Origin of the sequence: Klenkia soli, assembly GCF_900103975.1 — a bacterium.
GTDB classification, from domain to species: domain Bacteria; phylum Actinomycetota; class Actinomycetes; order Mycobacteriales; family Geodermatophilaceae; genus Klenkia; species Klenkia soli.
Genome location: NZ_FNIR01000002.1, coordinates 47,987 through 71,334 on the forward strand (window position 1 = coordinate 47,987; position 23,348 = coordinate 71,334).

Genomic DNA, 23,348 nt, shown 5'->3' on the forward strand with positions numbered 1-23,348 from the left:
CGCGACCGTAGCCGGGGTCACCTCAGGCGGCGCGGGGCCGCAGCAGGTCGTGCTCCCGGACGGCGGCCAGCACCAGCGTCTTGTAGCCGGCCCGGTCGAACAGGACGACGACCCGGTCGCCCTCGGTGCGCATGACCACGCCGGGGCCCCACTCGGTGTGCTCGACGGCGGTGTCCACCGCGAACTCGCCGTCCTCGTGCTGGACGACGACGGCGGTGCCGGCCGAGCAGGTGTCGCAGTTGCCGCAGGGCTGGGTCAGCTCCTCGCCGAAGTAGCCCAGCAGGTACTGGCGCCGGCAGCCGGTCGTGTCGGCCAGGCCGCGCATCATCTCCACCCGGCTGGTGTCCACCCGCTGGCGGTGCTCGGCGAGCTCCCGGGCGGCCGTCGCGGCGGGGCCCGGTGCCGGGCCCTCCGGGGCGGGGGTGACGGTGCCGTCGTCGGCGAGCACGACCGCGCCGACCTGGTCGAGCAGGTTCAGGTCCTTGGTGAGCGGGCTGGCGCCGCGGCCGGTCTCGTCGCGCAGCGCGGTGACGTCGACCCGGGCGCCGGCCGCGGCGCCGGCGCGGACGAGCCCGGCCACCTGCTGGAGGTCCTCCTCGGCGGGCACACCGGCGGCGAAGAAGGTGCGCAGCCCGAGGTCCTCCTGCCGGAAGAAGAGGACGGCGACCGCGGGCCGGCCGTCGCGCCCGGCCCGGCCGATCTCCTGGTACCAGCTGTCCACGGAGTCGGCCGGCTCGGCGTGGAGCACGAAGCGGACGTCGGGCTTGTCGATGCCCATGCCGAACGCGGTGGTGGCCACGACGACGTCCAGCTCGTCGGCCATGAACGCCCGCTGCACGTCCTCGCGCTCGGCCTTGCGGAGCCCCGCGTGGTAGGCCCGGGCCCGCAGTCCGCGGTCGACCAGGGCCTCGGCCAGCTCGACCGTGCCCTTGCGGGTGGCGGCGTAGACGATGCCGGTGCCGTCCTCGGCGACGGCGCGGTCCAGGAGCGCGGCCCGCTTGCCGTCGGCGTCGGCGTGGTGCTCGACCTCCAGGCGGATCTCCGGGCGGTCGAACCCGGCCACGACGACGGCGGGATCGGTCATCCGGAGCCGCTCGACGACCTCGGCGCGCACCGGGGGAGCGGCCGTGGCGGTCAGCGCGAGCACCGTGGGCGAACCCAGCTGCTCGACGACGGCCCCCAGCCGCAGGTAGTCGGGGCGGAAGTCGTGTCCCCACGCCGACACGCAGTGCGCCTCGTCGACCACGAACAACGCCGGTGCGGTCGCGGCCAGCGCGGCGACGACCTCGGCGCGGGCCAGCTGCTCGGGGGCCAGGAACAGGTAGCGGACCGATCCGTCCCGCAGGCCGTCCAGTGCCGCCTGCTGGTCGGTGGCGGACTCCGCGGAGTTGAGCAGGGCGGCGGTCAGGCCGAGGGTGGTCAGCCGGCCGACCTGGTCCCGCTGCAGCGCGATCAGCGGGGAGACCACCACGACCGGGCCGTCGAGCAGCTCGCCGGCGACGGTGAAGACCAGCGACTTGCCGGCGCCGCTGGGGAGCACTGCGAGGGTGTCCTGGCCGGCGCAGACGGCCTGGAGAGCGGCCTCCTGGCCGGGGCGGAAGACGGCCTCCGGATCACCCAACACCTCGCGGGCGCGCTCCCGGATGCGGCGGGTGCGCACGGCGGCGGTGGCTCCCGCAGTGGCCCGTCGCGAAACGGTGCTGGCGCTGGTCAACGGTGAGTTCCGCAGTCGGTCACGAGATCCTGCTGCCCCGGTGGGCGAGATCGTCAAACAGGTTGCAGGTCAGCGGTCGCATTCGTTCCGTAGCTCAACCCAGATCGCGACCCCGGGGTGCCGGGCAGGCGTCGAGCCAGGCCTGCTCGCCGGCGTCGAAGACCCGGCTGCGGGTGAGGAACCGGACGCCCTCGGGTGCCTCCAGGCTGAACCCGGCCCCGCGGCCCGGGACGACGTCCAGCAGCAGCTGGGTGTGCCGCCACAGCGCGAACTGCGGCCCCGAGATCCACACCGGAGACAGGTCGTCCGGGATCGCCGTGCCCGGCTGCAGGACCGGTGCCGGTGCGCCGGGGTGGGCGTCGTCCAGCAGGCCGAGCAGCACGTCGTCGTCGCCCACCAGGAAGTCCCCCCGGGGGTAGCACATCGGGGCCGACCCGTCGCAGCAGCCGCCGGACTGGTGGAACATCAGCGGGCCGTGCGTCGCCCGGAGGCGGCGGACCACCTCCGCCGCCTCCGGGGTGAGCGACACCCGTTCGACCGCGTCCACGGTCAGAAGAAGCCCTGTGCCTGGTCCGAGTAGCTGACCAGGAGGTTCTTCGTCTGCTGGTAGTGGTCCAGCATCATCTTGTGGTTCTCCCGGCCGATGCCGGAGGCCTTGTAGCCGCCGAACGCCGCGTGCGCCGGGTAGGCGTGGTAGCAGTTGGTCCACACCCGGCCGGCCTGGATCTCGCGGCCGGCCCGGTAGGCGGTGTTGCCGTTGCGGCTCCACACGCCGGCCCCCAGGCCGTACAGGGTGTCGTTGGCGATGGAGATGGCCTGGTCGTAGTCGGCGAACGCGGCCACCGACAGCACGGGGCCGAAGATCTCCTCCTGGAAGATCCGCATGTCGTTGCGGCCCTCGAAGATCGTCGGCTGCACGTAGAACCCGCCGTCGAGGTCCCCGCCCAGCCGCGTCCGCTCGCCGCCGGTGACCAGGCGGGCCCCCTCGGCCTTGCCGATGTCGATGTAGCTGAGGATCTTCTCCAGCTGGTCGTTGCTGGCCTGCGCGCCGATCATCGTGTCGGTGTCGAGCGGGTTGCCCTGCCGCACGGCCTTGGTGCGGATCGCGCCGAGCTCGAGGAACTCGTCGTAGATCGAGTTCTGGATGAGGGCCCGCGAGGGGCAGGTGCACACCTCGCCCTGGTTGAGGGCGAACATCGTGAAGCCCTCCAGCGCCTTGTCCTGGAAGGCGTCGTTCTCGGCCATGACGTCGGCGAAGAAGATGTTCGGGCTCTTGCCGCCCAGTTCCAGCGTCGTGGGGATCAGGTTCTGCGAGGCGTACTGCAGGATCAGCCGCCCGGTCGTCGTCTCGCCGGTGAAGGCGATCTTCCGGATCCGGGACGACGACGCCAGCGGCTTGCCGGCCTCCACGCCGAACCCGTTGACCACGTTGAGCACCCCGGGGGGCAGCAGGTCCCCGACCAGCTCGACCAGGTGCAGGATCGAGACCGGGGTCTGCTCGGCCGGCTTGAGGACGACGGCGTTCCCCGCGGCCAGCGCGGGCGCCAGCTTCCAGATCGCCATGAGGATCGGGAAGTTCCACGGGATGATCTGGCCGACCACGCCCAGGGGCTCGTGGAAGTGGTAGGCGACGGTGTCCTCGTCGATCTGCGAGACCCCGCCCTCCTGGCCGCGGGCGGCGCCGGCGAAGTAGCGCAGGTGGTCGATGGCCAGCGGCAGGTCCGCGGCCAGGGACTCCCGGATCGGCTTGCCGTTGTCCCAGGACTCGATGACGGCGAGGTCCTCGAGGTGGGCCTCCATCCGGTCGGCGATCCTCAGCAGGATGCCGGCGCGCTCGGCGACCGCGGTCCTCCCCCACGCGGGCGCGGCGGCCCACGCGGCGTCGAGGGCCTTCTCGACGTCGTCGGCGGTACCGCGGGCGACCTGGGTGTAGACCTCGCCGGTGACCGGGGTCGGGTTGTCGAAGTACTGACCGGTGGCCGGCGGGGTCCACCGCCCGCCGATCCAGTTGTCGTAGCGGGACTTCACCGCGACCGTGCTGTCGCTGCTGCCGGGAGCCGGGTAGACGGCCATCGGGTCCTCCTCGAACGGGGCGGTGCCGGAGGTGACCGGCGTCACCCCAGGGTGGGAGGGCCGGGGTTGCAACCGGGTGGCACCGGCAACGTCGGGGCAACGACCAGCGGTCGGCACGTGTCTTCGGTCACACCGCGACCCGGTCTGCGGATCGTCGTCCGAGGCCCGCGCCGCTCGTGCGGCCGGACGGGAACCGGCAGCTCAGCGGCGCCCTAGCCTCGGTCGCGACATCCCGTCCCGACCTGAGGAGCCCCCTGTGCGCCTGTCCACCCGCAACCAGCTCGCCGGCACCGTCACCGCCATCAACGTCGGCTCCGTGATGACCACGGTGAAGATCGACGTCTCCGGCCAGGAGGTCACCGCCGCCGTCACCAAGGAGGCCGTCGAGGAGCTGGGCCTGACCGTCGGGTCCCCCGTCGTCGCCCTGGTGAAGTCGACCGAGGTCATGCTGGGCGTCGAGGACTGACCTCGGCGCAGGGCTCAGCTGCCCAGCAGGGTCCGCTCGACCTCGTCGAGCCGTAGCAGCGCCGTCGTCCGCCGGGCCGAACCCACCGGCAGGCGGTCGACGAGCGCCTGCCAGGCCTCCGCGGCGTCGGCGCCCTCGGCCCGGTCGGCGTACTCCAGGAGCAGGTCCACGTGCGCGTGGGCGACCAGCGCCTGGCGCAGGTGGTCGGCCACCCGGCGACGGAGCTGCGCGGCGACCGGGGACGTCGAGGTCGGCAGCACCGGACCCCGGTGCACCTGGAGCGCCTGCCGGTGGGCCCCCCGGCGCAGCAGGGCCAGCAGCTCGACCGCGTCGACCTCGAGCGGCCGCTGCAGCCGGTAGGGGTGCTCGTCGCGCAGGACCCCGGGCGCGAGCCGGCGCAGCCGGTGCACCTCGGCCCGCACCGTGGTCGTCGGGGTCTCGCCGTCCCAGCAGTCGGCGGCCAGCTCCTCGGCGGTGCGTCCCCGGTCCTGCGCGCCGGCCAGCGCCAGGCTGAGCAGCAGGTCGGAGTGCTTCGGCGACAGGACGACGTCCCCGGTCGGCCCGTGGAGCACGGCCCGGTCCCTGCCCAGCACCCGCAGCTGCGTGCCGCCGGGCTCGGATCCCGCGTCCTCGGTGAGCTCGCGACCCAGTGCGTCGGCGACGAACCGCACCAGCGCGAGCACCGCCGGCGTCGCCACGTGGTCACCACCGAGCAGCCCCACGGCACCGCGGACCCGGCCGGACCGGTCGCGCACCGGTGCTGCGGCGCCGGCGAACACCCGCGCCGCCACGAGGTGGTGCTCGGCCCGGAGCACCTGGGTGCACACCCCGGTCGCGAGGCACGTGCCGACCGCGTTGGTGCCGACGTCCGGCTCGGCCCACGAGGCCCCCGGCACCAGGCCGACCCGGGCGGTGCGGTGGCCCATCATCACCGAGCCGCCGGCCCACAGCACGACGCCCGCGGCATCGGCGAGCACCACCGACAGGGTGTCCGCTGCGGCGTCCTCGACCAGGTCGGCCTGCAGCCGCCCGACCGCGGGCGTCCACGGTCCACCGGCGAGCACCGCGGCGACCTCGCCCGGACCGCGCACCACCGCGGGCCGATCCAGCGCCGGGTCGACCCCGGCGGCGACCGACCGGCGCCACGAGGCCCAGACCTCGGGGCGCACGGCGGGCAGGGGAGGGTCGGCGGGGGCGTCGACCCCCATGGCCAGCAGCCAGGCACGCGCCTCCTCGACGGCGCGTCCGTCGTCCAGCGGCAGGTGCGGGGCCAGTGCGAAGCGCGGCCGGTGCGGCACCGGTCCGGGGCTGCTCCTGCTCACCACGCCTCCTCGTCCGATCCGCTGCTGCGGTCGATCATGCCTGGTTTTTCCGACTGTGCGGAGCTCTGGGCTTCCCAGGACGGCGGATGCGTGCTCATGATGGCCGTGCCGCCGGTCACACCTGACCGGTCGCGCCCCGGGCCCACGGGCCCCGCAGCCGAGGAGTTGACGTCGACATGACGCTCATCGAGGAGAGTCGTACCGAGCTCGACCGCACCCGCTTCTTCATCGACGGGGAGTGGGTCGCGCCGCAGGGCAGCGAGCTGCACACCGCGATCGAGGCGCACACCGAGGAGGCCTTCGGCGTCGCCTCGCTGGGCACCGAGGCCGACATGGACGCCGCGGTGCGGGCCGCCCGGCGGGCCCTGGACGAGGGGCCGTGGGGCCGGACGACGGCGGCCGAGCGGGCCGACGTCATGGACCGGTTCGCCGCCGCGCTGTCGGCCCGCGCCGACGCCACGAGCACGCTGGTCACCCGCGAGAACGGCATGCCGATCACGCTGTCGAACGCGTTCAACGGCGCGGCCCCGGCCGGGCTGCTCCAGATGTACGCCCAGATCGCCCGGCAGACCGAGTTCGAGTCGGTACGACCCAGCATGAGCGGTGCGACGATCGTCCGCCGCGAGCCGGTCGGCGTGGTCGCGGCGATCACGCCGTGGAACTACCCCCAGGTGCTGGCGATGATGAAGATCGCCCCGGCCCTGGCCGCGGGGTGCACCATCGTGCTCAAGCCCTCGCCCGAGACCGCGCTGGACACCTACGTGTTCGCCGATGCCGCACAGGAGGCCGGGCTGCCCCCGGGTGTGCTCAACATCGTGCTGGCCGGGCGTGAGGCCGGTGCCGCCCTCGTCCGGCACCCGCTGGTGGACAAGGTGGCCTTCACGGGGTCCACCGCTGCCGGGCGGGCGATCGGAGCCGAGTGCGGTGGGCTGATCCGCCGCATGACCCTCGAGCTGGGCGGCAAGTCGGCGGCGATCGTGCTCGACGACGCCGACATGGACACCTTCCTGGCCAACCTGGACGGCGCCTCGTTCATGAACAACGGCCAGACCTGCACCACGCAGTCGCGGATCCTGGCCCCGCGCAGCCGGTACGCCGAGGTGACCGATGCGCTGGCCGACTACTGCCGCAACCTGGTCGTGGGCAACCCGCTCGAGGAGTCGACCACCCTCGGCCCGATGGCCAGCGAGACGCACCTGAAGCGGGTGCAGGGCTACATCGACATCGGCAAGGCCTCCGGTGCCCGGCTGATCACCGGCGGTGGGCGCCCGGCCGGCCTGGACCGCGGCTGGTTCGTCGAGCCCACCGTCTTCGCCGACGTCGACAACGACGACCAGCTGGCCCGCGAAGAGGTGTTCGGGCCGGTCTACGCGGTCATGCCCTACGACTCCGAGGAGGACGCGATCCGCATCGCCAACGACAGCGAGTACGGGCTGGGCGGCTCGGTGTTCACCGCCGACGAGGGGCGCGGCATCGAGGTCGCGCGGAGGATCCGCACCGGCACGATCGGGGTGAACTACTACCAGCTCGACCTCGGCGCCCCGTTCGGCGGCATGAAGAACAGCGGCGTCGGCCGGGAGCTCGGACCCGAGGCGCTGAACGCCTACCTCGAGTACAAGTCGGTGTTCGTGAGCGCCGACCAGCTGGGCTGAGCCGGGCGCCCGGGGCACGGGCGGGCACACTGACGGGCCTCCCGACCGGAAGGCCCGCCAGTGTCCCGCCCGCTCACCCTCATGGCCGTCCACGCCCACCCCGACGACGAGGCGACCTCGACCGGCGGCGTCCTCGCCAGGTACGCCGCCGAGGGCGTCACCACGGTGCTGGTCACCTGCACGGACGGGGCGCTGGGCGACGCCGGCACGGTCAAGCCCGGCGAGGAGGGCCACTCCACCGCGGAGGTCGTCGCGCTGCGCGCCGCCGAGCTGGCCGAGAGCTGCCGCATCCTGGGCATCACCCACGCCCACCAGCTGGGCTACCACGACAGCGGGATGATGGGCTGGCCGCAGAACGACGCCGAGGGCGCCTTCTGGACGACGCCGCTGGAGGAGCCGGTCGCCCGGCTGGCCGAGCTGATCCGCCGGCACCGGCCCGACGTCGTCGTCACCTACGACGAGAACGGCTTCTACGGGCACCCGGACCACATCCAGGCCCACCGCATCACCGTCGCCGCCCTCGAGGCCACCGGCTCGGACGCCCGGTTGTACTACTCCACGATCCGGCGCAGCGACTTCGCCCGGTTCGGCGAGCTGATGCGGGAGGCCGGCGAGGAGTTCCCCGAGCCCGAGGAGGGCCAGGAGCAGCCCGGGTGGGGCGTGGACGACGACCAGGTCGCCGCCGACGTCGACGTCACCGCGTTCGCGCAGGCCAAGCGCGATGCCCTGGCCGCGCACACCAGCCAGGTCGAGAACATCTTCTTCCTCAAGCTGCCGCTGGAGGTCTTCACCGCCGCCATGGGCCGGGAGGCCTTCGTGCAGGCCCGCCCCGCCCGCACCGACGCTGTGCTGCACGACGACCTCTTCCACGGCCTGCGCTGACCCCGGATCCCGGACACCGCGGTTTCCGGGAACGGGGATCCGCAGGTGCGGGCACCCGGGCGTTGCTGGTCCGCGGGTGCGTGTCTAGGGTGCGGCTGTGACCGCCACCTACCGGATCGCCGAGGCCGCCGAGCTGCTCGGGGTCAGCGACGACACCGTGCGGCGCTGGATCGACAGCGACCGGCTGGTCGCCCACCGCGGCGACCACGGCCCCGCCCAGGTCGACGGCACCGACCTCGCCCGGGTGGCCAAGCAGCTGCACGAGGCGCCCGCGCCCGGCACGACCAGCGGCTCCAGCGCCCGCAACCGGCTCACCGGCATCGTCACCCGCGTCGTGCGGGACACCGTGATGGCGCAGGTCGAGATCCAGTGCGGGCCCTACCGCATGGTCTCGCTGATGAGCCGCGAGGCCGCCGACGAGCTGGGCCTGGAGATCGGCGTCCGCGCGGTCGCCACGGTCAAGGCCACCCAGGTCAGCGTCGACGTCCCCTGATCCACCCACCCACCGAGAGAAGGCACCCGTGCGTCTGCGCGCCCTCCCCGTCCTGGCCGTCGCCGGGCTGCTCACCCTGACCGCCTGCGGCGGCTCCTCGTCGTCGTCGGACGCCGCGTCGTCGACCTCGGCCGCCGCCTCGAGCTCCGCGGGGGGCGGCGACCTCACCGGCACCCTCACCGTCTTCGCCGCGGCCTCGCTGACCGACGTCTTCACCGACCTCGGCGACCAGCTGATGGCCGACAACCCCGAGCTCACGATCACCTTCAACTTCGCCGGCAGCTCGGCGCTGGCCACCCAGATCACCCAGGGCGCGCCCGCCGACGTGTTCGCCAGCGCCAACCAGAAGCAGATGACGGTGGTCACCGACGCCGGGCTGGACGCCGACGACCCGACGGTGTTCACCGAGAACGTGCTGGAGATCGCCGTGCCCCCGGGCAACCCGGGCGGCATCACCGGGCTGGCCGACTTCGGCGACGCCGACAAGACGCTGGCGATCTGCGCGCCCGACGTCCCGTGCGGCGCCGCCGCCGAGACGGTGTTCGCGGCCGCCGGCATCACCGCGCAGCCCGACACCCTCGAGGAGGACGTGCGCGCCGCGCTGACCAAGGTCGAGCTCGGCGAGGTCGACGCCGCCCTGGTCTACGCCTCCGACGTCCAGGCCGCCGGTGACGGCGTCGAGGGCATCGAGTTCCCCGAGGCCGAGGACGCCGTCAACGAGTACCCGATCTGCACGCTGACCGGGGCCAGCAACCCCGAGGCGGCCCAGGCGTTCCTCGACCTGGTCGAGTCCGACGAGGGCCAGCAGGCGCTCACCGACGCCGGTTTCCGGAGCCCGTCCAACTGAGCACCGCACTCCGCACACCGCCCCGGCGCCGACGACGGCCCCGGGGCGGTGGCGTGCCCGCACCCCTGCTGGTCCCGGCGCTGGTCGGCGTCGCGTTCCTGGTCCTGCCCCTGCTCGGGCTGCTGATCCGCGCGCCCTGGTCGGACCTGTGGCCGCAGCTGACCCAGCCCCAGGTCGGCCAGGCGCTGCGGTTGTCGCTGGTGAGCGCGACGCTGGCCACCCTGGTGTCGCTGGTCCTCGGGGTGCCGATCGCGTGGGTGCTCGCCCGCTCGACGCTGCCGGGCCGGTCGGTGCTGCGGGCGCTGGTCACCGTGCCGCTGGTGCTGCCGCCGGTCGTCGGCGGCGTCGCGCTGTTCCTGGTGCTGGGTCGGCAGGGGATCCTGGGCCGGTACCTGTACGAGGAGTTCGACTACACGATCCCGTTCACCACGACCGCGGTCGTCATCGCCGAGACGTTCGTGGCCATGCCGTTCCTGGTGATCAGCGTCGAGGGCGCGCTGCGGGCCGCCGACGCCCGGTTCGAGGACGCCGCCGCCACCCTGGGCGCGAACCGGTGGACGACGTTCCGCCGGGTCACGCTGCCGCTGGTGGCCCCGGGCGTCGCCGCCGGCGCGGTGCTCTGCTGGGCCCGCGCGCTGGGCGAGTTCGGCGCGACCATCACCTTCGCCGGCAACTTCCCGGGGACCACGCAGACCATGCCGCTGGCGGTCTACCTGGCCCTGCAGAGCAACCCCGAGGGCGCGATCGTGCTCTCGCTGGTGCTGCTGTTCGTCTCCCTGGCCACCCTCCTGCTGCTGCGGGACCGCTGGCTGGGCCGGTCCGGGGCGCCGCTCGCGTGAGCCTGCGTGCGCACGTCGTCGTCCAGCGGGGGGCGCTGCTGGTCGACGTCGACCTGACCGTCGCCGACGGCGAGGTGCTGGCCGTGCTGGGTCCCAACGGCGCCGGCAAGTCCACGGTGCTGCGGGTGCTGGCCGGGTTGCTGGCCCCCGACGGCGGCCGGGTGGCCATCGACGTCCCGGGTGGTGAGCTGGTGTGGGACGGCGACCAGCGGCACGTGCCCGCGCACGAGCGGCCGCTGGGCATGGTGTTCCAGGACCACCTGCTCTTCCCGCACCTGAGCACCACCGACAACGTGGCCTTCGGCCTGCGGACCCGGGGCGTACGCAAGGCCCAGGCCCGGACGACGGCGGCCGCCTGGTTGGCGAGGGTCGGGTTGGCCGAGTTCGGCGACCGGCGGCCCACCCAGCTCTCCGGCGGCCAGGCGCAGCGGGCGGCGCTGGCCCGGGCGCTGGTGGGCGAGCCGCGGTTGCTGCTGCTCGACGAGCCGCTGAGCGCGCTGGACGCCCGCACCCGGCTGACCGTGCGGGCCGAGCTGCGCCGGCACCTGGCCGAGTTCGGCGGGTGCACCGTGCTGGTCAGCCACGACCCGGTCGACGCGATGGCGCTGGCCGACCGGGTCGTGGTGGTCGAGGACGGCGTCGTCGTGCAGGAGGGGACGCCGGCCGAGGTCGCCCGGATGCCGCGGACGGACTACGTCGCCCGGCTGGTCGGGCTGTCCCTGCTCCCGGGCACGGCGTCGGGCACGCGCGTGGACCTCGACGGCGGTGGCCTGGTGTGGACCGGGGAGGAGGCCGCGGGCGAGGTGTTCGTCGCCGTCCGGCCCGAGACCGTGTCGCTCTACCTCGCGCGGCCCGACGGCAGCCCGCGCAACGTCTGGGCCCTGACCCTGGTGGCGGCCACGCCGCACGGGTCGACGGTGCGCTGCGACCTCGACGGCGAGGTGCCGCTCACCGCGGACGTCACCGCGACGGCGTTCGCCGAGCTGGGCCTGGTGCCCGGTGCGCAGGTGTGGGCGAGCGTCAAGGCCTCGGAGATCGCGGTCTACCCCCGCTGACCGCCGCAGCCCGGCGGGGAGGACGCCCTCCCCGCCGACCTGCAGCAGCGGCTCAGGAAGTGATCTTGGCGCTGATCTCGGCGAGCCGGCGGCCCTGGTAGCGGGCGGCGGCGAGCGCGGCGTCCGAGGCGGCGTCGGCGTCCCCGCCCGAGGCGACGGAGGTGCCGTAGGGGTTGCCGCCCGCGGCGAACAGCAGCGGGTCGGTGTAGCCCGGCGGGACGATGACCGCACCGAAGTGCGAGAACACGTTGAACAGCGTCAGGATCGTGGACTCGTTGCCGCCGTGGGTGTTCTGCGCGCTGGTGAACGCCGTCGCCCCGCGGTTCGCGAGCTTGCCGGTGGCCCACAGGCCGCCGAGGGTGTCGATGAACCCCTTGAGCTGCGCGGACGGCGTGCCGAAGCGGGTCGGGGTGCCCAGCGCGTAGCCGTCGGCCCACTCCAGGTCGTCCGGGGTCGCCAGCGGGACGTCGGCCACCGAGTCGGCGTGCGCGCGCCAGGCCGGGTTCGCGTCGATCGCGGCGTCGGGGGCCGTCTCGGCGACGCGGCGGAGGCGGACCTCCGCGCCGGCGTCCTCGGCGCCCTGGGCGAGGGCCTGGGCGATCTGGTGCGTGTTGCCGGTGGACGAGTAGTAGACGACGGCGATCTTGGTCATGCGGGAGAAGCCTCCGGGGTGTGGACGATTGCGTCCTCAACCATCTACCCCGGTCGGCCAGATCTACCCGTCGCGCCCGGGGCGGACGACGGGCCGGCGCAGCGGCCACCGGAAGGGCGGCGTGCCGGGTCCGCCGGGCGGGACGGGGCGGCGGGTCCGGGTGGTGTGCGGCGGGACGGGGTGAGCGGGCACGACTGCTCCTCGGGTGGGGGTGGTTCCACGGTCTCATACTTGCTTGTCAGCCGACAAGTAAATGAGCTGAGCCGGGATGGGAGAGTGTCGGGGTGCCGGGACCGGTGGTGCGCAGGACGCAGGACCAGCGCCGTGCGGAGACCGAGCGCCGGGTGCTGGACGCCGCGGTGCAGCTCATCGCCCGCAAGGGCTCCCGCGCGGTGACGCTGGCCGAGGTGGGCCGGGCTGCCGGGTACAGCCGCGGCATCGTGCACTCGCACTTCGGCAGCCGCGAGCAGCTGATCGAGGCCGTCGTCCGCGACGCCCAGCGCTTCCCCGTCCCCGGCACGACCGGGACCGGGCTGGACCGGCTCGCCACCCTGGTCGAGGCCTACCTCGGCAACGTGCACGCCCGCCGGCCGGCCACCGGGGCCTTCCTGCTGATGTGGGCCGAGTCGGTGGCCTCCGAACCGGTGCTCGGACCGCTCTACGCCGAGCGGGACCGGTCCTTCCGGCAGTCCCTGGCCGACGTCGTCCGCGACGGGATCGCCGACGGCTCGGTCCGGGCCGACGCCGACCCGGACGCCGTGGGGGTCCTCCTGCTGGGGTTGCTCCGCGGCATCGGCATGCAGCAGGTCTCCCCGGCCGGGGTGTCGGTCGACGCCGTCCTCGCCGAGCAGGTCGTCGAGCTGCTCCGGCGCGGCCTGGCGGCCTGAGCGGCTCACCCGGGGCGGGGGACCCCCAGGCGCACCACGAGGACGGCGACGTCGTCCGAGCGGTCCACCACCAGGTCGTCGACGCCCCGGCAGGCGTCGTCCGGCGTCGCGGCGGCGGGCATGGCCGCCCACCGCTCGTGCAGCCGGGCGATGCCCTCGTCGATGTCGCGGACCCGGCCACCGGCCAGGCTGGGCTGCTCGATGAGCCCGTCGGTGTAGAGCAGCAGCTGGCTGCCGGCGGGCAGCTCGCGGGTGGTGCAGGCGCGGGGCGGCCGCTCGTGGGACAGGCCGGTGCCCAGCAGCAGCCCGTGCTCGTCGCAGAAGACCTCCACCGCCCCCTCGGGGGTGCGCACGAGCACCGGCGGGTGGCCGGCGTTCGCGCACTCGACCACCCAGGAGCCGCCGCCCTGCGGGTCCCCGGACGGGGTGGCGCGCATCAGCGCAGCGGTGGCCACGACCGGCAGCCCGAGGACGCCGAGCAACCGGTCCACCCGGGCCAGCACCGCGGCCGGGTCGGGGGCGTCGGTGGCCCAGGCCTCGGAGCGGATCAGCCCCCGCAGCTGGCCCATGGCGGCCGCCGCGGTGATGTCGTGGCCGGCGACGTCGCCGATCACGACGCCGACGGCACCCCCGGGCAGCGGCAGCAGGTCGTAGAAGTCCCCGCCCACGGCGGCCGCGGTCGAGGCGGCGGTGTAGTGCGCCGCCGCGGCCAGCCCGGGGATGGCGGGCAGCTCGGGGAGCAGCGCGTGCTGCAGGGTCTCGGCGACCGAGGCCTCCTGGCTGAACCGCCGGGCGTTGTCCAGCGCCTGGCCGGCCCGCCGGCCGAGGTCCCGGGCGACCTCGACGTCGTCCTGGTGGAAACCCGCCGGGTCCTCGCGGACCAGGACGAAGACACCCCACGTGCGGGAGCGCGAGGTCAGCGGGATGGCCACCACCGAGCCGGTGCCCAGGGTGGCCAGGGTGTCGGTCCCGTGCAGCCGCCGGCTCCACGGCCGCATGCCCTCGTCGGTCAGCCCGGCCAGCACCACGGGCTGGCCGGTCGCCATGGCGACGGCGTTGGGTGAGGTGTCGGGGAAGCGTCGGCCCAGGTACTGCGCGGACATGGTGTCCAGCGCCTCGCGCGCGGCCTCGCCGGCGCGGTGCTCGGCGACCACCGAGGTGACCACGCCCTCGTCGTCCACCTCGGAGATGGCCACCCAGTCGGCCAGCAGCGGCACGCACAACCGGGCCGTGCGCTGCTGCAGCTCGGCCATGTCCAGGCTGGCGCCCAGCTGGGTCGTCGCCTCGGCCATCAGGGCCAGGCGTGCGCGGGCGGCCTCGGCGACCGCCCGGTCCCGCTCGGCCGCCCTCCGTGCCGACTGCTCGGCGGCCAGCGCGGCGTCGCGCTCGGCGTCGGCGACCACCCGGGCCGTGACGTCGGTCTGCACGCCGACGAAGCTCACCAGCTCGCCCGCGCCGTCCCGGACCGGGCTGATCGCCACGTGGTTCCAGAAGGCGGTGCCGTCGGGGCGGTGGTTGAGCAGGGTGACCGCCGTCGACCGGCCCGCGTCCAGGTCGGCGACCATCTGCGCGACGGCGGCCGGGTCGGTGGCCGGGCCCTGCAGGAACTTGCAGTTGCGGCCGACCGACTGCTCGACGGTGTACCCGGTGACCCGGGTGAACGCGGGGTTGACCCAGACCAGCGGGTTCCCCGGCTGCCGGGGGTCGGAGATGGTGAAGCAGATGTCGGTGGCCAGGACGGCCCGCTCGCGCAGGGCCTGCATCACCTGGTCGGGGTCGGCGGCACCGCGGGGTTGCTCGACCGGGAGGAAGACCAGCAGCGACAGCTGGTCGCCGTCGGTGTCCAGCGGGAAGCCGGTGGCCCAGACGACCGGGCCGGGCTCGCCGTCCTCGTCGGTGCCCCGGACGCGGACGGGCTCCCCGGCCAGCGGGTCGCCGGCGGCGATGCGGCTCAGCGGCTCGCTCGTGGCGGCGAGCGGGGTGCCGTCGATGTCGGTGACCCCGGCCGCGGCGGCCCACCGGTCGGTGGCCACCGGCAGTCGCACGTCACCGGCCAGGGCGAGGGCGGCGGTGTTGGCGTAGGTGACCTGGCCCGACGACCGGTCGACCAGCAGCACCGCGACGGGGGAGTCCCCCAGCACGCGGGACAGCAGGAGCGGTCCGGCGGCGTGCGACGCGCCGGTCAGCGCGTCGTTCGCCGGGCCGACCACCGAGGTCTGCAGCTGGTCCGTCGACGAGCTCGGCGAGGTGTCGCCGGACCCGCCGGCGCTGGTGTGCACCTCGCAAGGCTAGAGCATTTACGCAGGTGGTCCTGGGGGGCCGTGCGCGGTGCCGGTGGTCGGCGGGTCGTCGGGCTGCGCCCGTGCCACACTCGCCGGGATCGAGCGAGGAGGATCCGTGGTCGACCGGGCTCGGCTCACCCCGCAGGAGCACGCTGCCGCAGCGGCGTCCTGGGCGCACGACACCCCGGTGCCGCAGCCGCCGCAGGCCGACCGCCTCGTCCACCTCCTCGAGTCGATCCGGTCGCTGGGCGCGGTCCGCCGGCAGGTGCGCGCGTTCCTGCGGGCCGGGCTGCCCGACGACGCCGGCGAGGCCGCGGAGGACGCCGTCGAGCACGCCGTCCTGGTCATCGACGAGCTCACCTCCAACGCGCTGCGGCACGGCCGGCCGCCGTCGCGGCTGCAGGTGTGCGACGAGCCCGACCGCTGGATCGTGGTCGTCAGCGACGCGGCCCCCGAGCGCATGCCCACCCCCGCGGTCGAGCGGCCGGCGGGGGCCGGCGGGTACGGCCTGCACCTGGTCGCCGACCTGACCGGCGCGCACGGGGTGCACTACGAGACCGACCAAAAGCTGGTCTGGGCGTGCCTGGAGAAGCCCGGTCGCTGATCAGGCCGGCCGCCACGCGCTGCGGCGCAGCAGGCGGACCCCGTTCAGCGCCACCAGGATCGTCGAGCCCTCGTGCCCGGCCACGCCCAGCGGCAGCGGCAGGTGCGCCACGAGGTCCCAGGTGACCAGCCCGACGACGACCACCCCGGCGAGCACCAGGTTCTGCACCACGAGCCGCCGGGCCCGCCGCGCGAGGTCGAGGACGGCGGGCAAGGTGGCCAGGTCGTCGCGCACCACCACGACGTCCGCGCTGGACACCGCGAGGTCGGACCCGATGCCGCCCATCGCCACCCCCACGTCGGCGGCGGCGAGCGCGGGCGCGTCGTTCACGCCGTCCCCGACCACCAGCACCCGGTGGCCGGCGGCCTGCAGCTGGCGCACGGCGTCGACCTTGTCCTCGGGGAGCAGCCCGGCCCGGACGTCGGTGATGCCCACCTCGGCGGCCAGCGCACCCGCCGCCCGCTCGCCGTCGCCGGTCAGCAGCACCGGCGCGCGGCCCAGCGACCGGTGCAGCGCGGCGACCGTGGCCGCCGCGGCGGGGCGCACCCGGTCGGCCAGGGCGATCCAGCCGGCGGGCTCGCCGTCCACGGTCACCGCCACCACGGTGCGGCCGCGGGCCTGCTCGGCGGCGCCGCCCTCCGGGTCGTCGCCGTCGGGCGCCGCGGCGACCGCGACGACCCGGCCGCCCACGCTGCCGGTGACCCCGTGCCCGACCCGGGCGCGGAAACCGGACACCGGCCCGTACGCGATCCCGCGGGTGCGGGCGGCCTCGACCACGGCCCGACCCAGCGGGTGCTCGCTGGGCGCCTCGACCGCCGCGGCCAGGGCCAGCAGCTCGGCCCCGGACCACCCGGGGCGGGGACCCACGGCGACGACGGTCGGCGTGCCGTCGGTCAGCGTGCCGGTCTTGTCCACGACCACCGCGGTGACGCTGCCCAGGCCCTCCAGGGCCACCGCCGAGGTGACCAGCACGCCGTTGCGGCCGGCCGTGGCGATCGCCGACAGCAGCGGCGGCATGGTGGCCAGCACCAGCGCGCACGGCGAGGCGACGATCATGAACGTCATCGCCCGCAGCAGCGCGCTCTGCAGGTCGGCGCCCAGCAGCAGCGGCACGGCGAAGATCGCCACCGTGGCGACGACGACGCCGACCGAGTAGCGCTGCTCGACCTTCTCGATCAGCAGCTGGGCGCGTGCCTTGGTGCCCGAGGCCTGCTCGACCAGCACCCCGATGCGGGCCACCACGCTGTCGTGCGACGGCGCGCCCACCCGCACGGTGAGCGTGCCCGTGCCGTTCACCGTGCCGGCGAACACCGCGTCGCCGGCCTGCTTGTCCGCCGGCAGCGGTTCGCCGGTGATCGATGCCTGGTCGACCTCCGAGGCGCCGTCCAGCACGGTGCCGTCGGCCGGGAGCCGGTCCCCGGGCCGGACCAGCACCCGGTCGCCGACCGCCAGCTCGGCCGCCGGGACCTGCCGCTGCGTGCCGTCGTCGGCCACCCGGCAGGCCTGCTCGGGGGCGAGGTCGGTCAGGGACCGGACGGCGTCGCGGGTCCGCTGCGTGGCGAAGGCCTCGAGCGCGCCGGAGGTCGCGAAGATGACGATCAGCAGCGCGGCGTCGAACACCTGGCCGATGCCGACGGCGCCGACCGCGGCCACGACCATCAGCAGGTCGACGTCCAGCGTGCGCTCCCGCAGCGCCTGCACCCCGGCCACCGCGGGCTCCCACCCGCCGGCCACGCCGCAGGCCAGGTAGGCCGTCCACCACAGCGGCGCCGGGGCGCCGGCGAGGTGCAGCGACGCGCCGACGGCGAACAGCGCCAGCGACAGCGCCGCCCACCGCACCTCGGGCAGCGTCCAGGCCACCCGCGCGGCCACCCGCGCGGCCACCGCCGGGCGGTCGCGGCGGTCGCGGCGGTCGACGTGGACGGTCCGGTCGGCGGTCGTCGCGGTCACCCTTGGCACACTACCTGCGCATGCGTGAAGAAACGCAGGCTGTCGAGCAGGCCGGGTGAGAGGGTGGGGTCGTGTCGGTCGCCGCGCTCGTCCTGGCCGCCGGGGGCGGTCGCCGCTACGGCATGCCCAAGGCCCTGGCCCCGCTGCCCGACGGCGAGCTGTTCGTCGAGCGGGCCGTGCGCACCGCCCGGGCGGTGTGCGACCCGGTGCTGGTCGTGCTGGGGGCGGCGATGGTGGAGGTCTGGCAGCGGGCCGACCTGCACGGCGCCACCGTGGTGGGCAACCGCGACTGGGAGACCGGCATGGCCTCTTCGCTGCGCACCGGCATCCAGGGGCTGCAGGCCCTCGGCGCGGGCATCGAGGCGGCCGTGGTGATGCTCGTCGACGTCCCCGGCCTGACCCCCGAGGCGCTGGCCCGGGTCACCGCGCACGCGGCGCCCGACGCGCTCGTCGTCCCCACCTACGACGGCGTCCCCGGGCACCCGGTGCTGATCGGGCGGGACCACTGGGCCGGGGTGGCCGACTCGGCCACCGGCGACGAGGGCGCCCGGGCCTACCTGCGCGAGCACGCCGTGACCGAGGTCGACTGCACGGGCCTGGCCGACCCGGCCGACCACGACACGCCGCGCGCGTAACGTCCGTGCGGTGATCGCCCGCATCAGCGAGGAACCGCTGGACGTCGCCGCCCACGAGGCCGCGGCCGCCCACCCGGCCGCCGGGGCCACCGTCAGCTTCGCCGGGGTGGTCCGCGACCACGACGGCGGCCGGTCGGTCACCGAGCTCGAGTACGTCGGCCACCCCACCGCGCAGGCGCTGCTCGAGGAGATCGCCGCCGAGTTCGCCGCCCGCCCCGAGGTGCACGCCGTCGCGGTCAGCCACCGGGTCGGCCTGCTCGCGATCGGCGACGTCGCGCTGGCCTGCGCGGTCTCGACCAGCCACCGGGGCCAGGCGTTCAGCGCCTGCGCGGAGCTGGTGGACGAGGTGAAGGCGAGGCTGCCGATCTGGAAGCGGCAGGTGTTCACCGACGGCGCCGAGGAATGGGTGGCCTGCCCCTAAGCTGAGCGCCGTCGGGAGGGGGCCCCGGGTGGTGCGGCAGGCCGGTACAGGGGTGCTCGAGGGCATGCCCATGGGGTTCCTGCAGTTCTCCGCCGACTGGACGGTCACCTACGTCAACGCCGGTGCCGAGCGGGCCTTCCGCCGCCGCCGCGAGGACCTCCTCGGCCGCAACGCGTGGCAGGCCTTCCCCGGCAACGAGGACTCCGCCCTGGGCCGGGCCTACCGGCGGGTGGCGAGCACCCGCGACCGCGAGGTCCTCGAGGTGCGGTCCGCGGTGCTGGGTGTCTGGTTCGAGGTCCGGATCGTGCCGGCCGAGGGCGGGGGTGTCAGCGCCTTCTTCACCGACACCACCGACCGGCACCGCACGCAGGAGCGGCTGGCCGTGCTGGCCCAGATCAGCGCCGAGGTGGCCGGCACACCCGACGCCGTGCAGAGCATGAGCCGCATCCCCCGGGTCCTGGTGCCGGCGCTGGCCGACTGGGCCGTCGTCACCGTGCTGGAGGACGACGGCCGGCCCCGGGACGTGGGGTGCTGGCACGCCGACCCCGCGCTGCGGCCGGTGCTGGCCCGGTACAGCGAGCTGCGGCTGGGCGAGCTGCCGGCGACCACCCCGCTGATCCGCTCGATGCACACCCAGGAGCCGACCCCGGTCACCGCGGCCGAGGTGGCCGACAGCCTCCCGCCGGGCGAGAGCCGCGACCTCCAGCGGCGGCTGGCCACCGGCTCGGGGCTCTACCTGCCGCTGCTGGGCCGTGGCCGCACCCTGGGCGTCATCACGCTGTGGTGGGCCGCGGGGCACACCCCGGAGGCCGAGGACCTCGCCGCCGCCCGCGAGGCCGCCGACCGGATCGGCCTGGCCCTCGACAACGGCCGGCTGTACCGCCAGCAGGCCGCGCTGGCCGAGGAGCTGCAGCGCAGCCTGCTGACCCAGCCGTTCCAGCCGGCCGGCGCCGACGTCGCGGTGCGGTACACCCCCGCGGCCGAGGCGGCCCGGGTCGGCGGCGACTGGTACGACGCCTTCCGGGCCTCCGACGGGGCCACCACCCTGGTGATCGGCGACGTCGTCGGGCACGACACCGCCGCGGCCGCCGCGATGGGCCAGCTGCGGGGGCTGCTGCGCGGCATCGCCACCTACTCCGACGCCGGCCCCGCCGAGGTGCTGCGGGGGCTGGACGCCGCCATGGCCCAGCTGTCCTTCCCCACCCTGGCCACGGCCGCCGTCGCCCGGCTGGTGCCCACCGGCGACGGCGGGGCCTGCCTGCGCTGGTCCAGCGCCGGCCACCTGGCCCCCGTGGTGCTGCGCCCCGACGGCACCCTCGACCCGCCGCCCCCGTGGCAGGGCGACCTGCTGCTGGGCGTCGACCGCCTCGCGCCCCGGGTCGAGCACGACGTCGCGCTGGCGCCGGGGTCGACGGTGCTGCTGTTCACCGACGGCCTGGTCGAGCGGCGCAACGAGGACCTCGACACCGGCCTGGCCCGGCTGCGCGCCGCCGTCGAGCAGCTGGCCGACCGGCCGCTGGACGACCTGTGCGACGAGCTCGTCGACCTGCTCGTGCACGGCCGGCCGGACGACGACGTCGCGCTGGTCGCCGTCCGGCTGCGCTGACCTACCGCGCGCCGGCCAGCCCGTCGTCGTCCCGGCGGTGGTGGTCGCGCTGCTCGAGGGCCTCCTCCTCGGCCTCGCCCTCGAGGCGGCGGGCCTCGCCGGCGACCTCCGCCGCGGCGTCGCCGTGGGACTCGCCGTAGACCTCCGTCGCCCGGCCGAGCAGCTCCTCCGCCTTGGCCTTGGCCTTGTCGAACACGCTCATCCCAGTGCTCCTCTCATCGGTGGGCCGAATCCCTGATCTCCCCGACCAGCTCCTCGAGGATGTCCTCGAGGGCGACGACGCCGACCACCCGGTCCTCGTCGACCACGGCGGCCAGCTGCGCCCGGCCGGCCTGCATGGTCTGCAGCGTGGTCCGCAGGTCGGTGGTCGCCTGCACCCGGGGGAGCGGGCGGGTGATGTCGGCGACCCGCACGTCGGCCTCGCCCTCGGCCACCAGCACGTCCTTCAGGTGCACGTAGCCGGCCAGCTCGCCGTCGACGACCACCGGGAACCGGGAGAACCCGGTGCTGGCGGCCAGCTGCTCGACGGCCAGGCCGTCGTCGTCGCGGTCCAGGACGGCCAGCTCGCTGCGCGGGATGAGGACCGACCGGGTGTCCCGGTCCTCCAGGGCCAGGGCGCCGGTGAGCAGGTCGTGGTCGGCGGCGTCCAGCAGCCCGCCCTCGCGCGACTGGTCCAGCAGCCCGGCCACCTCGTCGCGGGTGAAGGAGCTGGTCACCTCGTCCTTGGGCTCGACCCCCACCAGCCGCAGGACGGCGTTGGCCACGGCGTTCATGAGCAGCAGGAACGGCTTGAGCACCGCCACCACGACCTTGAGCGGCGGGGCCAGCGCCAGCGCGGCGCGGTCGGGGCCGGCCAGGGCCAGGTTCTTGGGCACCATCTCGCCGATCACCACGTGCAGCGCGACGACGACCGAGAGCGCGATGGCGAACGAGATCGGGTAAACCGCGGCCTCGGGCACCCGGAGGGCCTCGAACACCGGCTCGAGCAGGTGCGCCACGGCCGGCTCGCCGATGGCACCCAGGCCCAGCGAGCAGACCGTGATGCCCAGCTGCGCGCCGGCCATCATCAGCGAGACCTGCTCCATGGCGGCCAGCGTGGTGCGGGCCCGCCGGGACCCGGCCTCGGCCAGCGGCTCGATCGACGAGCGGCGCGCCGAGATCAGCGCGAACTCGGCGGCCACGAAGAACGCGTTGGCGCCCAGCAGCACGACGGCCACCAGCAGCCCGACCCAGTCGCTCATCGGTTCGCCTCCTCGACGGCTGCGGCGGGTTCGGTGTCCTCGCCGGTGGCCGGGATCTCCCCGACCAGCAACCGGTCGACCCGGCTCCCCTCCAGCGACACGACCTCGAGCCACACGCCGCCCAGGCCGGTCTCGTCGTCGACGTCGTCGGCCAGCTCGGGCGGCAGCTCGCGCATGACCTCGACCCGGTCGCCCACCTCGGGCATGCGGCCGAGCTGGCGGAGCACCAGCCCGCCGAGGGTCTCGTAGCTGTGGTCGTCGGGGACCTGCAGCGCGGTGGCCTCGCGCACCTCGTCGGGGCGCAGCAGGCCGCTCAGCGACCAGGTGCCGTCGCCGAGGTCGGTCAGGCCGGGCACCTCGGGCTCGTCGTGCTCGTCGGCCACCTCGCCGACCAGCTCCTCGACCAGGTCCTCGACGGTGACGACGCCGTCGGTGCCGCCGTACTCGTCGACCAGCACGGCCATCTGCAGGCTGCCCTGGCGGAGGTCGGTGAGCAGGTCGTCCAGGCGGCGGCTGGTGGGCACGTGCAGCGCGGGCACCATGACCGCCGCGACGGCCGTGGTGCGCCGGTCGGGGCGGGGCACGGCGAGGGCGTGTTTCACGTGGACCAGCCCGACGACGTCGTCCACGCCGTCGCCGACCACCGGGAATCGGGAGTGCCCGGACTCGCGGGCGGCGTCCAGCACGGCGGACACGGCGGCGTCGGCCGGGATCGTGGTCATCTGCAGGCGACGGGTGGCGACGTCGGAGGCGCGCAGCTCGCCGAAGGCCAGGCTGCGGGTGAGCAGCTGGGCCGTGGTGGCCTCGAGCGTGCCCTGGCTGCCCGACCGGCGGACCAGCGAGGTCAGCTCCTCGGCGGAGCGGGCCGAGGCGAGCTCCTCCTGCGGCTCGACCTTGAACAGCCTCATGAGGATGGCGTTGGCCCAGCCGTTGAGCGCCCGGATGACCAGCGCGGTGGAGCGGGTGAAGCCGCGCTGGAAGCCCGAGACCGCCCGCGCGGTGCGCAACGGCTCGGACAGCGCGATGTTCTTGGGCACCAGCTCGCCGAACACCATGGTCAGCGCGGTGGCCAGCACCAGGGCCAGGGTGATGGACACCGACCGGGCAGCGGCCTCGCCGAGACCGAGCGCCCCGAGGGGTCCCTGCAGCAGGGCGGCGATCGACGGCTCGGCGACGAAGCCGACGGCCAGGTTGGTCACGGTGATGCCGAGCTGGGCGCCCGACAGCTGGGTGGACAGCGTGCGCAGCGCCGCGAGGACCCCCTCGGAGCCCTTGTCGCCGTCGGCCACCTGGCGCTCGACGGTGGCGCGGTCGACGGTCACCAGGGAGAACTCGAAGGCGACGAACGCTGCGCAGCCGGCGATCATCACGATCCCCACCAGGACGAGCAGCCATTCGATCACGGGGCGCACGTCCCCAGCGGGGCCAGTCGGGAAACCGGTGGGACAGGACTGTGAGGCAACGAGCTCACGAGCGGGGTGGATCAGCCTCCGGCGAAGGGGGGCAGCACGTCGACGACCGCCCCGGGTGCCAGCACCAACGCGCGATCACGGGTGGAGGTTCCGTCGACCAGGAACGAGCAGGCGGTGAGCACCCGTTCGAGCTTCTCGCCGTGCTCGCCGACGATCTGCCCGACCAGCTCGTCGAGCGAGCCGGCGTCGCGGGTCTCGGTGTCCACGCCGACCGCGGCGCGCGCCCCGGCGAAGTAGCGCACGGTGACGGCCACC

23 protein-coding genes are annotated in these 23,348 nt (G+C 75.0%); 12 read left to right on the forward strand and 11 right to left on the reverse strand.

Annotated features, from left to right (window positions below):
* Positions 1-22: 22 nt before the first annotated feature.
* The 3 genes from BLS67_RS03100 to exaC form a co-directional block, all read right to left on the reverse strand.
* The gene (locus BLS67_RS03100; protein ID WP_091239576.1) at positions 23-1,660 is read right to left on the reverse strand and encodes a RecQ family ATP-dependent DNA helicase; all 1,638 of its coding nucleotides are present in this window, start codon (positions 1,658-1,660) and stop codon (positions 23-25) included.
* A gap of 148 nt (positions 1,661-1,808) precedes the next feature.
* A complete protein-coding gene (locus BLS67_RS03105; protein WP_091239579.1) occupies positions 1,809-2,261 on the reverse strand; it encodes a DUF779 domain-containing protein in 453 nt (150 codons plus the stop codon).
* A gap of 2 nt (positions 2,262-2,263) precedes the next feature.
* A complete protein-coding gene (gene exaC / locus BLS67_RS03110) occupies positions 2,264-3,832 on the reverse strand; it encodes an acetaldehyde dehydrogenase ExaC (RefSeq protein WP_278247101.1) in 1,569 nt (522 codons plus the stop codon).
* A 211-nt stretch (positions 3,833-4,043) separates the two neighbouring features.
* Here exaC and BLS67_RS03115 point away from each other — a divergent pair, with 211 nt between their 5' ends.
* Positions 4,044-4,253: a TOBE domain-containing protein gene (locus BLS67_RS03115; RefSeq protein WP_091239586.1), complete on the forward strand. Its 210-nt coding sequence runs from the start codon at positions 4,044-4,046 to the stop codon at positions 4,251-4,253.
* A gap of 14 nt (positions 4,254-4,267) precedes the next feature.
* On the opposite strand, the gene BLS67_RS03120 is transcribed toward BLS67_RS03115, so the two are convergent.
* Positions 4,268-5,575 carry a phytochrome sensor protein gene (locus tag BLS67_RS03120; RefSeq protein ID WP_131801663.1) on the reverse strand — a complete coding sequence of 436 codons (1,308 nt, stop codon included), beginning with the start codon at positions 5,573-5,575 and terminating at the stop codon, positions 4,268-4,270.
* 176 nt (positions 5,576-5,751) lie between these two features.
* On the opposite strand from BLS67_RS03120, the gene BLS67_RS03125 reads away from it, so the two are divergent.
* The 6 genes from BLS67_RS03125 to BLS67_RS03150 all read left to right on the forward strand — a co-directional run bounded on the left by BLS67_RS03125 (position 5,752) and on the right by BLS67_RS03150 (position 11,343).
* Positions 5,752-7,227 carry an aldehyde dehydrogenase gene (locus BLS67_RS03125; protein WP_091239599.1) on the forward strand — a complete coding sequence of 492 codons (1,476 nt, stop codon included), beginning with the start codon at positions 5,752-5,754 and terminating at the stop codon, positions 7,225-7,227.
* 60 nt (positions 7,228-7,287) lie between these two features.
* The gene (locus tag BLS67_RS03130; RefSeq protein ID WP_207500222.1) at positions 7,288-8,109 is read left to right on the forward strand and encodes a PIG-L family deacetylase; all 822 of its coding nucleotides are present in this window, start codon (positions 7,288-7,290) and stop codon (positions 8,107-8,109) included.
* A 97-nt stretch (positions 8,110-8,206) separates the two neighbouring features.
* Positions 8,207-8,602, forward strand: coding sequence for a TOBE domain-containing protein (locus tag BLS67_RS03135; protein ID WP_091239603.1), 396 nt, complete (start codon positions 8,207-8,209; stop codon positions 8,600-8,602).
* Positions 8,603-8,630: 28 nt separating this feature from the next.
* Positions 8,631-9,449 carry a molybdate ABC transporter substrate-binding protein gene (gene modA, locus BLS67_RS03140; protein ID WP_091239608.1) on the forward strand — a complete coding sequence of 273 codons (819 nt, stop codon included), beginning with the start codon at positions 8,631-8,633 and terminating at the stop codon, positions 9,447-9,449.
* Between the two features lie 53 nt (positions 9,450-9,502).
* Positions 9,503-10,288, forward strand: a complete 786-nt coding sequence (locus BLS67_RS03145; RefSeq protein WP_207500224.1) for an ABC transporter permease — start codon at positions 9,503-9,505, stop codon at positions 10,286-10,288.
* Positions 10,285-11,343, forward strand: coding sequence for an ABC transporter ATP-binding protein (locus tag BLS67_RS03150; RefSeq protein ID WP_091239615.1), 1,059 nt, complete (start codon positions 10,285-10,287; stop codon positions 11,341-11,343). Before BLS67_RS03145 ends, BLS67_RS03150 begins: the two co-directional genes overlap by 4 nt.
* A gap of 52 nt (positions 11,344-11,395) precedes the next feature.
* Here BLS67_RS03150 and wrbA read toward each other — a convergent pair whose 3' ends face one another.
* Entirely contained in the window at positions 11,396-11,995 is a 600-nt protein-coding gene (gene wrbA / locus BLS67_RS03155; RefSeq protein WP_091239619.1) for an NAD(P)H:quinone oxidoreductase, read from the reverse strand.
* 299 nt (positions 11,996-12,294) lie between these two features.
* On the opposite strand from wrbA, the gene BLS67_RS03160 reads away from it, so the two are divergent.
* Positions 12,295-12,882: a TetR/AcrR family transcriptional regulator gene (locus tag BLS67_RS03160; RefSeq protein WP_207500226.1), complete on the forward strand. Its 588-nt coding sequence runs from the start codon at positions 12,295-12,297 to the stop codon at positions 12,880-12,882.
* A gap of 5 nt (positions 12,883-12,887) precedes the next feature.
* Here the strand turns inward: BLS67_RS03160 and BLS67_RS03165 are convergent, their stop codons facing one another.
* A complete protein-coding gene (locus BLS67_RS03165) occupies positions 12,888-15,161 on the reverse strand; it encodes a SpoIIE family protein phosphatase (RefSeq protein WP_091239626.1) in 2,274 nt (757 codons plus the stop codon).
* A 118-nt stretch (positions 15,162-15,279) separates the two neighbouring features.
* Between BLS67_RS03165 and BLS67_RS03170 the strand changes: the two genes are divergently transcribed.
* Positions 15,280-15,768: an ATP-binding protein gene (locus tag BLS67_RS03170; RefSeq protein WP_165617452.1), complete on the forward strand. Its 489-nt coding sequence runs from the start codon at positions 15,280-15,282 to the stop codon at positions 15,766-15,768.
* On the opposite strand, the gene BLS67_RS03175 is transcribed toward BLS67_RS03170, so the two are convergent.
* On the reverse strand, positions 15,769-17,718 hold the full coding sequence (locus tag BLS67_RS03175) for a heavy metal translocating P-type ATPase (protein WP_278247102.1): 1,950 nt from the start codon (positions 17,716-17,718) through the stop codon (positions 15,769-15,771).
* A gap of 71 nt (positions 17,719-17,789) precedes the next feature.
* Here BLS67_RS03175 and BLS67_RS03180 point away from each other — a divergent pair, with 71 nt between their 5' ends.
* The 3 genes from BLS67_RS03180 to BLS67_RS03190 all read left to right on the forward strand — a co-directional run bounded on the left by BLS67_RS03180 (position 17,790) and on the right by BLS67_RS03190 (position 20,380).
* Positions 17,790-18,353, forward strand: coding sequence for a nucleotidyltransferase family protein (locus BLS67_RS03180; protein ID WP_091239637.1), 564 nt, complete (start codon positions 17,790-17,792; stop codon positions 18,351-18,353).
* Between the two features lie 10 nt (positions 18,354-18,363).
* Entirely contained in the window at positions 18,364-18,774 is a 411-nt protein-coding gene (locus tag BLS67_RS03185; RefSeq protein WP_091239640.1) for a molybdenum cofactor biosynthesis protein MoaE, read from the forward strand.
* A 64-nt stretch (positions 18,775-18,838) separates the two neighbouring features.
* Positions 18,839-20,380 (forward strand): SpoIIE family protein phosphatase, encoded by a 1,542-nt coding sequence (locus BLS67_RS03190; RefSeq protein ID WP_091240606.1) that lies wholly within the window; start codon positions 18,839-18,841, stop codon positions 20,378-20,380.
* A 1-nt stretch (position 20,381) separates the two neighbouring features.
* Here the strand turns inward: BLS67_RS03190 and BLS67_RS03195 are convergent, their stop codons facing one another.
* The 4 genes from BLS67_RS03195 to BLS67_RS03210 all read right to left on the reverse strand — a co-directional run bounded on the left by BLS67_RS03195 (position 20,382) and on the right by BLS67_RS03210 (position 23,347).
* The gene (locus BLS67_RS03195; protein ID WP_091239643.1) at positions 20,382-20,582 is read right to left on the reverse strand and encodes a hypothetical protein; all 201 of its coding nucleotides are present in this window, start codon (positions 20,580-20,582) and stop codon (positions 20,382-20,384) included.
* A 13-nt stretch (positions 20,583-20,595) separates the two neighbouring features.
* Complete coding sequence (locus tag BLS67_RS03200; RefSeq protein ID WP_091239646.1) at positions 20,596-21,621, reverse strand: hemolysin family protein; 1,026 nt, start codon at positions 21,619-21,621, stop codon at positions 20,596-20,598.
* Complete coding sequence (locus BLS67_RS03205) at positions 21,618-23,024, reverse strand: hemolysin family protein (protein WP_091239648.1); 1,407 nt, start codon at positions 23,022-23,024, stop codon at positions 21,618-21,620. Before BLS67_RS03205 ends, BLS67_RS03200 begins: the two co-directional genes overlap by 4 nt.
* Positions 23,025-23,104: 80 nt before the next feature.
* Positions 23,105-23,347, reverse strand: coding sequence for a MoaD/ThiS family protein (locus BLS67_RS03210; protein WP_091239651.1), 243 nt, complete (start codon positions 23,345-23,347; stop codon positions 23,105-23,107).
* Position 23,348: the final 1 nt, after the last annotated feature.

What these genes read in the sequence shown, in the direction of transcription:
- BLS67_RS03125 (WP_091239599.1), top strand. Translation starts at nt 5,752, where the DNA reads ATGACGCTCATCGAGGAGAGTCGTACCGAGCTCGACCGCACCCGCTTC.
- BLS67_RS03200 (WP_091239646.1), bottom strand. Translation starts at nt 21,621, where the DNA reads ATGAGCGACTGGGTCGGGCTGCTGGTGGCCGTCGTGCTGCTGGGCGCC.
- wrbA (WP_091239619.1), bottom strand. Translation starts at nt 11,995, where the DNA reads ATGACCAAGATCGCCGTCGTCTACTACTCGTCCACCGGCAACACGCAC.
- BLS67_RS03190 (WP_091240606.1), top strand. Translation starts at nt 18,839, where the DNA reads ATGCCCATGGGGTTCCTGCAGTTCTCCGCCGACTGGACGGTCACCTAC.
- BLS67_RS03195 (WP_091239643.1), bottom strand. Translation starts at nt 20,582, where the DNA reads ATGAGCGTGTTCGACAAGGCCAAGGCCAAGGCGGAGGAGCTGCTCGGC.